Genomic DNA, 10142 nt, shown 5'->3' with positions numbered 1-10142 from the left:
ATTTGTGAAGGGAAATAATATGGAGTTATTTTACCATTGATCCAATAGTTTTGTTTATGATGGTTTTTATGATTTAAATTGTTACTGTATCTCAACAACAACTTCTTACAGAAAAAACTAAAAAAATGAAACATTTCTTTTTGGCAACCTTATTTCTGGCCTTTACCAGCCTCGTTTTTGCTCAGGAGAAGGCTCGTAAAAGCCCCCACGTTACAGTAGAAGCCAACGGTATTAAAGTAGTGTACGGACAACCGTCTAAAAAAGGCCGTGAAATTTTTGGTAAACTGGAACCGTTTGGTAAAGTATGGCGTACAGGCGCCGACGAAGCCACTGAAATTACTTTCAGTAAAAACGTGCTATTTGGCGGTAAACCCGTAAAAGCCGGTACTTACACTTTCTTCTCCATTCCTGATCCTAAAACCTGGACCGTTATCCTGAATGGTAAACTGGGCCAGTGGGGTGCATATGATTATGATAAAAATAAAGGCCAGGATGTAGTATCCGTGAAAGTAAAACGCGAAGTATTGTCTACGCCTGCAGAAAAACTGACCTTCACTTTACCCGGAAATGCCGTGGTATTTGAATGGGATGATACTAAAATATCTGTACCGGTTAAATAATTTCGCCGGGAAAAATACCAGGGGCACAGGCATCACGCCTGTGCCCTTTTTTTATGATGATGACAAGGTGGTAAGTAGTTCGCGGATACTGCTGTATACTTCGTTCAGCTGTTCATCGGTAATGCAGTAGGGTGGCAGTATATAAAGGGTATTGCCCAGTGGCCGCAGCATCACTTTTTTGGCCCGGAAGAAGCGATGCAGGTCGTCTGCCAACGCATTCGTGTAACCGTCGGCGTTAGCTGTTACTATTTCAAAGGCGAGGATAGTACCCAGCAATCTTGGATTTTTTATTATCGTGTATTTACGCAGCTCTTCCAGGAATGCCGCATGTTTTTCGTGTATACGTTCCCGGTTGGCCCTGCAGGCAGGGTCGGTAAACAGGTCGAGGCTGGCCAGCGCTGCGGTACAGGCCAGGGGGTTGGCAGTAAAAGAGTGGCCGTGGAACAGTGTTTTCAGCTTATCGCTGGAAAGAAAGGCTTCATACACGGCGGCGGTGCTGGTAGTTACGCCCAGGGCCATGGCCCCGCCGGTAAGCCCTTTTGAAAGGCAAATAATATCCGGTGGCGTTTGCAGGTATTCCATGGCAAAATTTTTCCCGGTTCTGCCAAAGCCGGTCATTACTTCATCCGCAATCAGCAGGATATTCCTGGACGCACAAAACTGAAGAAGCTGTTCGAAAGCAGCGGCATCATACATCACCATACCACCGGAGCCCTGCAGCAGTGGTTCAAAAACAAAGGCAGCTATATCTTCCGGTTGCAGCGCTGTAATGTTGTTTATGATCCGGGAGATGTTTTCCGCCGCAGGCACTTCTATAAACTGAACATCAAACAGGCGGTCATCAAAAACGCGGGTGAACACACTTCTGCCGCTCACGCTCATGGCGCCGAACGTATCGCCGTGATAGGCGTTGTGAAAGGCCAGTATCTTATGCCTGGGAGTGCCTTTGTTGTCCCAGTACTGGATGGCCATTTTCAACGCTACTTCTATGGCAGTGGAGCCATTGTCTGAATAAAAAACACGTCGCTGGTTGGCGGGAAGGATCCGTAATAGTTTTTCCGCCAGGTTAACCGCCGGGGGATGGGTATACCCTGCAAAAATGCAATGTTCCAGCTGCAGTGCCTGTGCCGCCAGCTGCTGTGCAATATGCGGATGCGCATGGCCGTGAATATTCACCCACCAGCTGGAGGTAGCGTCTATATAGCTGTTATTGTTTTCGTCGAAAAGCAATGCGCCTTCACCCCGTACAATGCCAATGGGGGCGGGAGCTGTTTGCATTTGTGTGTAGGGATGCCAGATCACGTCCAGATCACGGGCCGACAAAGAAGATGTTTGCATAGTTGCTGGCTGTTGGTGCAGGCGCGAAGGTACTATAAAAGGCCGTTATGTTTTCCGGTACTGCTCCAGTATCCTCAGCAGATCCTCTGCAGCATAGGGTTTGGGCAGCATATCTTTTACATGCAGGCTGGCCAGCCGTGCTGTTACTTCCGGCATTATATCAGCTGTTAATACAATGATAAATGCATCCGGCTGCAGGTGCCGGATATGCGGAATGGTTTCATAACCGTTCATCTCCGGCATATGCAGGTCCAGAATGATCCCATCAAAAGATTGTTCCTGCATTTTTTGCAGTGCCAGTCTGCCGTTACCGGCCGTTTCAATGTGAGCGCCTGAGTTTTTCAGCTGTAGCTCAAGGATACGGATGTTGATGGCATTATCTTCCACCACCAGCAATTTCATATTTTTCAGATGCCCCACCTGTGGTTTGCTTTTTTGATATATGTCTTTCCGCGCTGTTTCCGGTATGGTAAAACGGATATCAAAGCGGAAGGTAGTGCCTTCATTTTTTCTGCTTTCGAGGATAATACTGCTGTTGTGAAGTGCTACCAGTTTTTTGGTAATGGCCAGTCCCAGCCCTGTTCCGCCGTGATGGCGGGTAGTAGCGGAATCTTCCTGTACAAATGTATCAAATATTTTATCCTGCATTTCCGGAACAATACCCACACCGGTATCCTTTATTGCAAAGGAAAGGGTACAGGCGCCGGCTTCTGTATTCAGGCGGCGGACTTCCAGTATTACCGACCCTGCGCCGGTAAATTTGATGGCGTTGTTCAGGAGGTTGTTGAGTATCTGCGATAATCTTACGGGGTCGCCCTCCAATGCAGGAGGCAACCGATCGAGCCGGGCTACCAGGTCAATTCCCTTGCCGGTGGCCATGGGCTGATAATTCCGTATGATACCTGTGAGCAGGGCTTCGGGGTCGAATGGTATGTTTTCCAGTTCAATTTTTCCTGATTCCATCTTACTGAAATCAAGGATATCGTTAATAAGACCAAGCAAATGATGTGCAGAAAACTGCAGGCTATGCACCACTTCCGCCTGCTCTGCCGCCGGGTTTTCACCGAGAACGCCCGCGATACCAATAATGGCGTTGAGCGGTGTGCGGATTTCGTGGCTCATTACGGATAAGAAATCACTTCTCGATTGTGCGGCTTTCTGTGCACTGTCCCGGGCCGCGGTGAGTGCCAGCTCGGTATCTTTCTTATCAGTAATATCCATGATAATGCCCCTGAAATGTGTAAGGTGGCCATCATTATTGTATACTGCCCTGCCAATGGTACGCATCCAGGTTTGTTTACCCCTGGCGGAAATATGGCGCAGTTCCAGGTCGTACGGCGTTTTGTGGCTGATCATCGCTTCCCTTGCGGCAATATAAGCGGGCTGATCATCCGGGTGCCAGAAAGCAATAGTGGAATGAAAGGAGATGGGGAAATCGTGCGGCACCTCTCTTAATTCATACACTTCGCGGGTCCAATAGGTTTCACCGGTGACAATGTTAAATTCCCATCCTCCCATTTTTCCCATTTGCTGGCAGATGCTGAGCAACTGGTTGCTCCGGCGTAATTCCGATTGTGCCTGTAAATAGCTGTTATTCTTTTTTTCAATTTCGGAGATATTCCGGATCATCAGCAGGATGCGCCGGGGGGCGGGTAATTTGTCCCTGATGATCCGCATTTTCAGCTGGTACCAGTTTTCCGGTCCCTGCCGGATGTCGGGATACACATATTCCTGGTCTTCTCCCGTTTCCAGCAGTTTGTCGGCCAGCTGGTCAAAGGCGCCGGCATATTCACCAAGCGCTTCGCAGATGGTTTTACCGATCACTTCTTCCCTGGGCCGGAACAGGAGGCTGTCGTTACTGCACCATATCCTGGTAAAGACCTTCTGGTCGTTCATCTCAAATAAAATATCATCCAGGGTAAGCATCAGGGAGTCCCATTCGGATTTCAGCCGGGTAAAAGCGGATTGCAGCTGCGAGGTTTCCTTTTCCCGGGCGGCATGAAAGTGAAGATTTCCCAATACCTGCAACAGCGGCTGCAGGAAAGTAACCGTATCAGCAGCATAAGCGGTGCTGGCGGCCAGTCCTATAACAGCCATTACCTGCTGTTGGTGTATCACCGGCAGCCCGATAAAGGCAGGCGTTGTATCTCCCGGCGGGAGCACCTGGGGTAACCCGCTGGCGGCTACCTCCTGCAGGGCAGGGGTAAAATTCCAGCCATGTTCAGGGGCATGATTGATAATGATAAGAGTATGTAGTTGCGGTGGCGTATTGCTTTTCTTCAGCTCCCCCACAAACCCGTAAGCACTTACGGTCAGTTCCATCAGTTGCCTCAACATTTGCTGGATGGCATGATTGGGATGTTCCTGCAATCCATCGTTTGCAGCTATATTACCAATGATATCCAGTAATTTTTGTTGACGCAACGCTGCAGTAGCCAGCATGAGCGATGTTGATTTTGTTTAATGCAAAAAAAGAGGCCAGGTTATGAATGCCGGGGTAATTACATTGAAACCGGGGAAATAAAATTAGGGAATTAACCGGAGAAACGAACAGGGAATTATTACCGGGAGCGGAAGGGAGGCTCCCGGTAGCTGCATTATTTTCCCATACCGCCGTTCTTAAACAGCGAATAGGCAGTTTGATAGCTGGCAATACTGTTTTTAAGAAGGCTGCTGTCCATAGCGGTGCTGCGTTGCTCATTACGTTCCTTGTTCCAGGTAAAGCATTGCGCTTTCTGCTGGGGGCTCAGGATAAGCAGTTTACCGGGTTCCAGGTAGCCGAGCTTTTGATAGGTGCTCACCATGGCCCGGGGCTTGTAGTCCGGCAGCAGTACGTTTTCGCCGTAAAATTTGCTGTTGTAACTCCAGTGCAACATACTCAGCAGGGTGGGGTAGATATCTATCTGGGAGCACATGACGCTGATTTCCTGCGGGGCCATGCCAGGAACATTGTACAGGATGCAGGGAATATGATATTTACTGATCTCTATTTCATTTTTACCGGCGCTGCTGGCGCAGTGGTCGGCCACAAAAATGATCACGGTATTTTTAAACCAGGGCCTGGTACTGATCTTTTTCAGGAACTGCCCGATGGCGTAGTCGGTATACTTTACCGCGCCATCGCGGCCACTGCCGGAGGGAATATCTATTTTGCCGGAGGGATAGGTATATGGCCGGTGGTTGGAGGTGGTCATTACAAAATCATAGAATGGTTTGCCGGCGGCATATTTCTGGTCGGCGCTTTTAATAGCGGCATTGTAAATATCCTCATCGCACACGCCCCAGGCATTTTCAAACTGCACTGCGCTGTCGGGGATGTTGGTGCGGGTAGTGGTAATATGGTCGTCTACCAGTTTATGACGGAGCCGGTCGGTAATGTCATACCCGTTATTACCAAAGTATTTATTCATGTTATCGAAGTAGCCGTCGCCGCCATAAAAGAAGGTGCTTTCGTATCCTTCCTTTTCAAAAAGCTGGCCTACGGAAAAGAGGTTTTCATTCTTTTTCCGGCGAACAATGCTTTGTCCGGGTGTAGGTGGCACGGCCAGCGATAATGCTTCCATTCCTCTTACCGTACGGGTGCCGGTAGCATACATGTTGGTGAACAGGATACTCTCTTTGGCGATGCTGTCCAGCACCGGGGTGATATGCCCGGTGTTGCCAAAGCGTTCCATAAAATCGGCGCTGAAGCTTTCAATGGTTACCATTATCACGTTGGGTGTAACACGTGTAGCCGTATCCGTTATACTCCTGTAAATGCTGTTGCCACTGGCCAGGTAGTGGCTGTCGGCCGATTGCAGCAGTGTGCGGAGCCGGGTGAAAGCGCTGTTTTCATCTTCCAGCAGGTAATACTTATCATAAGCCAGCTCATTATTCAGGTAAGCCGATACAAAGGAATACACGCCCGCTTTGGAAAGCTCCTGCGCATACCGGTTCTTGCTTTTTTCGGCCCAGGTATTATTGATGAAGAAGATGTGCAGCAGCATTAGTCCCATCAGTACAGCAAAGGTGAACAGGCGTTTCAGGAACGGCGTGTTGGACTGGAAGCTGTTGCGGAACGTGCCCCTGCGGATCAGCAGCCAGGTGATGAGGGCTGTGAACAGTAATACACCGCCAATCAGCAGTGGCAGGGGGTACGACTGGTTTATATTGCTGATCACCTCATAGGTGTAAATGAGATAATCGACCGCAATGAAGTCGAAGCGGCCGGCATATTCTCCCCAGAAAGTAAATTCCGCAAAAAAGGAAAATACCAGGATCACCATTGCGAGGAAAAAGCCGGTGTAGGTGAACAGCCTGTTAAACAAGGTATTGTTTAGCCGCTGGGGCAACAGCAATAAATACAAGGCATAACCGATGGTGAAAAATAAGGCCACCCCGATGTCGTAAATAAGTCCCTTGACGTATATGGCCGGTAAATGGGATAAATGAAGTCCGGATTGAGGAAAAGCCCATATGAGCAAGGCAGTTCTAACGAGGAATGACAGGATCAGGAGTACGGTACCAAAGCCAAACAGTACGGCGTACCTGTTTTTTACAAAATTCATGGTGTATAGAAAATTAAAGACCGCGAAGGTACATCGTTCCTGAGAGATTTAACTAAAAATTAACTTTCAATGACATATTAATGATTCTTCCATCTACAGGGCCCCACAGTGGCGCAAACTCAGGATGTGTAACGGTACCGGTGAACAGGGGGGCATTTTTGCCTTGCCTGGCATCGAAAAGGTTTTCCCCGTTCAGCACCAGGGTAAGGTGTTCGCCGAACTGCCGGGAGATCATGGCTGCCCAGAACCAGTAGTTGGGCGTTGGCTGGTTGTTATCGTCATATTGATGGCCTATCCAGCTGTTTTCAATGCCAAAGCGCCATTTGCCTTCAATATCGTAGGCAAGGGTGCCGGCAAACTTATCCTGTGGTGCAAAGGCAATGTTGGTGCGCGTGGTATTGTTGTACCGGGATACGGTATGGTTGTATCCCAGGTAGAGTTCCAGGCCATCCAGGGCCAGGCGGAGGTAAGTATCGGTGCCCAGGCTGTTTACGGCATAGGGCATATTCTGCAACAGGTACATGCCCTGGCCGCCGGTTTGCAGCACGGGGAGGATAGGGTCTTTAATGTGGGTATAATAGAATGCCTGGTTCAGGGTCATGTCTACCTTGCCTATACTAGTATGATAATTCCCGTCGAAGTTGATGCCCTGGCTTCTTTCGGATTTTATACCGGCGCTGAGGGGCAACAGGTAACGGTAGCCCAGGGTTTGCGTTTGCGTTGTAAAAACGGCCGGGGATTTATAACCGGTACCCCCGCTGAGGCGGATGGACAGGTTGTTTACCGGTTTATATACAAGGGCCAGTCGCGGTAAAACGTACCATCCGAACCTATTATGATAGTCGGTGCGGAGCCCGGCTTCCGCCAGCAGCTGATCGGTGATCCGGAAACCGTCTTGTATAAACGCTCCTGTGGTATTATACCGGTAGTTGCCCAGCAGGGTGCTGTCGCCTTTGGCCCGGTGATATATTTCACCTGTGTTGTTGATGCCGGCTACCCAATCGTGCCGGCCGCTTGTTTTATGATAGGAAACCTCCCCGTAGGTGCTGGTCTGGTTGCCCAGTAAGGCAAAGGTTTCCACGTTATTCTGCAGGTGATAAAAGCTACCCACTCCTTTTACGGACAAGGCGCCGCCGCCCAGGCTTTTACGGGTGAACTGGAGGTCTATGCTATGTCTTTCGCTGTTGTTTATTTCTGTGTACCGGTGTACGTCTGTAGCTGCATGATCGAGTACCTGCATATCGCCGCCTTCCCGTTTTTCGATAGTACCGGTGTATCCCGCCACGAACGTAGTTTTGGGATCCAGGTACCAGAAAAAGCGGGGATGAAGCAGGTATTGCCGCAGTCGGGGCACATCACTGAATCCATCTTTATTAACGTCGGTAGCGTTTTGCGTGGTAACGCCGGCAAAAAAGGTTAAGCCCGTTTTACCGTATTTTTCTGCATAGTAAGCGTTGACATTTGTTTCTTTTAATGTACTACGATTAACCAGTAACGTTAGTTCCGGTTTTTCCCCGGGTGTTTTGGCAATAAAGTTGATGATACCGGCAATAGCACCACCACCGTAAAGTGTGGAAACGGATCCCTTGATAATTTCTATCTGTTTGAGGTCCAGCGGAGGGATGGCCAATACGCCGAAATTCCCGCTGAGCCCTTCGTATACGGGCACTCCATCGCGCAGCAGCTGGGTGTATTTTCCATCGAGTCCCTGCATGCGGATGGCGTTGTTGCCACTTACAGCCGAGGTGTTCTGGATATGGATCACGGAAAGATCGCCCAGGATGCTGGCTACGTTCCCGGGTTTGATACCGCTTTCTTCTATCATGTCTTCTTTGCCCAGTACTTCTACTTTCATGGGCAGATCTTCAATACGGCTGTTGTTCCGCGTGGAGGAAATAACTACTTCTTCCAGGTCGGATACCTTGCTGATAGAATCTTTCACAGCCGGGCGACTGGTATCTTTAACGGGAACGGGCACACGGTTTTGTGCATTCACTATGCTTGTTGTACCCAGGAGGATTGCAGCCGGTATGATGTATTTAAGATGCTTGTTCATAGCACAAAGAAAAACATCGAATCTGGAGCAAATCTGGATCAGCCGCGCCCCACGCGGAAGCTGTGTTCCCCGTTTGTATAGGCGTATTGAACGCTGAAACCGTAGGAGTCTGCCATTTTTTTGATAATGGCCAGTCCTAACCCATTGGAGTTGGTGTAGTTGCTGTTGTGTTTTTTAAACCGTTGGAATAGCACGTTGGAGGGGATTTCAGGCAGGTGGCTGGTGTTTGAAACCGTAAATGTATCCGTTGTAATGCGGATGGTAATATTGCCACGTGTATAATTGTATTTGATGGCGTTGCCCAGCAGGTTGCTGACCAGTATATCGGCAAGTGCAGGGTGCAGTGGCCAGGGGGCTGTGGCAGCCATTTCTTTGCGGATCTGCAGTTCTTTTTCCTTAACCAGTTCTTCAAAAAGCAGCAGGTATTTTTCAACAACGGCACAAAGATCCGGTTGCACTGTTACGGGGTATTGCTGGTTTTCTATTTTAGCCAGCAGCAGGAGGTTATGATTGAGGCGCGACAGGCGTTGCAGCTCCTCATAGCTGGCAAGGATACTGTTCTGCTGTGTTTCGGAAAGCGTATCGTCCTGCAGTAATAATTCCAGCTTGCTTTGTGCAATGGCGAGGGGCGTTTGCATTTCATGGGCTGCATCTTCCGTTAATTCCTTTATACTGGTATAATCCCTGTGAATGCGGGTGGTCATGCTACCCAGGGCAGCATTCAATTGGTTGAACTCATGCGTGGTGGTGCGCTCGAAAACAATGGTTTCCAGTTTGTTAAGTTGTAGTTTTTGTATTTCGCCCAGCGATCTGTAAAATGGTTTCCACACGCTTTTGCTGATCAGCCAGTTGGAAAGCAGTACAAACAGCAGGAGGCCCCCAAATGCTGCCAGCATTACGTGTATGATGTTATTCACCAGGTCATCTTTTTCAATGATCGATTTACGCAGTACCAGCTCATAATTTCTATCATTTACATGTATTACCTGGGTGAGTTGCCGGAAAGGTGCGTAGGTATTTTCCGGTTCCTGGTAAATGTCCACGCTCTTTAATTTATGTTGGGTTTGTGCCGTTTTTTCTGTGGGTTGCAGGTTAAATTCCGGGGTGTTGATGCGGAAAATGGGGTTATCCACGCGGGCGGTATCGAGATAGCGCATCCACTGGAGCTTGTCGTTCACAAGTTCTTCATCTGTTTCATGTTTTATCTCTTTGTTGAATTTTGAATAGAGGTAAAAAGCGCCTGCTGTAAAAACAGGCAGCATGATCAGCAAAAAATACAGTGTTGTTTTGGTCAGCAGTTTCATATACACAAGCTGTTTTTAAATAGTGTTATCCAAAACGGTAACCGGTTCCATACACTGTTTTGATATAATCTTCACCACCGGCTTCCAGCATTTTTTTTCGCAGGTTTTTAATATGGGTATAAATAAAGTCGTAAGAACCGGCCTGGTCGTATTCATCGCCCCACAGATGCCCTGCCAGCGCCGATTTGGTAACAACCCTGTGCTGGTTGGCAATGAAATATAATAACAATTGATATTCTTTTCCTGTGAGGGTAATGGATTTATTGTGCACCAGCAC

General features: G+C 48.6%; 7 protein-coding genes. 1 reads left to right on the top strand and 6 read right to left on the bottom strand.

The features are described from left to right. Positions 1 to 140 precede the first annotated feature (140 nt). Entirely contained in the window at positions 141 to 620 is a 480-nt protein-coding gene (locus VN105_RS10190) for a DUF2911 domain-containing protein (protein WP_325640460.1), read from the top strand. A gap of 51 nt (positions 621 to 671) precedes the next feature. Here the strand turns inward: VN105_RS10190 and bioA are convergent, their stop codons facing one another. The 6 genes from bioA to VN105_RS10160 all read right to left on the bottom strand — a co-directional run. Then, positions 672 to 1958, bottom strand: a complete 1287-nt coding sequence (gene bioA / locus VN105_RS10185; protein WP_325640458.1) for an adenosylmethionine--8-amino-7-oxononanoate transaminase — start codon at positions 1956 to 1958, stop codon at positions 672 to 674. A 45-nt stretch (positions 1959 to 2003) separates the two neighbouring features. Continuing rightward, positions 2004 to 4400, bottom strand: coding sequence for an ATP-binding protein (locus VN105_RS10180; protein ID WP_325640456.1), 2397 nt, complete (start codon positions 4398 to 4400; stop codon positions 2004 to 2006). Between the two features lie 155 nt (positions 4401 to 4555). Beyond that, on the bottom strand, positions 4556 to 6505 hold the full coding sequence (locus tag VN105_RS10175; RefSeq protein ID WP_325640454.1) for an LTA synthase family protein: 1950 nt from the start codon (positions 6503 to 6505) through the stop codon (positions 4556 to 4558). 52 nt (positions 6506 to 6557) lie between these two features. Further along, complete coding sequence (locus VN105_RS10170; protein WP_325640452.1) at positions 6558 to 8561, bottom strand: TonB-dependent receptor plug domain-containing protein; 2004 nt, start codon at positions 8559 to 8561, stop codon at positions 6558 to 6560. Between the two features lie 38 nt (positions 8562 to 8599). After that, positions 8600 to 9865: a HAMP domain-containing sensor histidine kinase gene (locus tag VN105_RS10165; RefSeq protein WP_325640450.1), complete on the bottom strand. Its 1266-nt coding sequence runs from the start codon at positions 9863 to 9865 to the stop codon at positions 8600 to 8602. Positions 9866 to 9890: 25 nt separating this feature from the next. Further along, positions 9891 to 10142 (bottom strand): winged helix-turn-helix domain-containing protein (locus tag VN105_RS10160; protein ID WP_325640448.1); only part of this gene is annotated, 252 nt, incomplete at its 5' end.

The sequence above is a fragment of the Chitinophaga sp. genome (genome assembly GCF_035564935.1).
Taxonomy (GTDB): Bacteria; Bacteroidota; Bacteroidia; order Chitinophagales; family Chitinophagaceae; genus Chitinophaga.
Note: the sequence above shows the minus strand (reverse complement) of the source record. Positions and strands in the feature narration are given on the sequence as shown.

What these genes read in the sequence shown, in the direction of transcription:
- bioA (WP_325640458.1), bottom strand. Translation starts at nt 1,958, where the DNA reads ATGCAAACATCTTCTTTGTCGGCCCGTGATCTGGACGTGATCTGGCAT.
- VN105_RS10180 (WP_325640456.1), bottom strand. Translation starts at nt 4,400, where the DNA reads ATGCTGGCTACTGCAGCGTTGCGTCAACAAAAATTACTGGATATCATT.
- VN105_RS10175 (WP_325640454.1), bottom strand. Translation starts at nt 6,505, where the DNA reads ATGAATTTTGTAAAAAACAGGTACGCCGTACTGTTTGGCTTTGGTACC.
- VN105_RS10170 (WP_325640452.1), bottom strand. Translation starts at nt 8,561, where the DNA reads ATGAACAAGCATCTTAAATACATCATACCGGCTGCAATCCTCCTGGGT.
- VN105_RS10165 (WP_325640450.1), bottom strand. Translation starts at nt 9,865, where the DNA reads ATGAAACTGCTGACCAAAACAACACTGTATTTTTTGCTGATCATGCTG.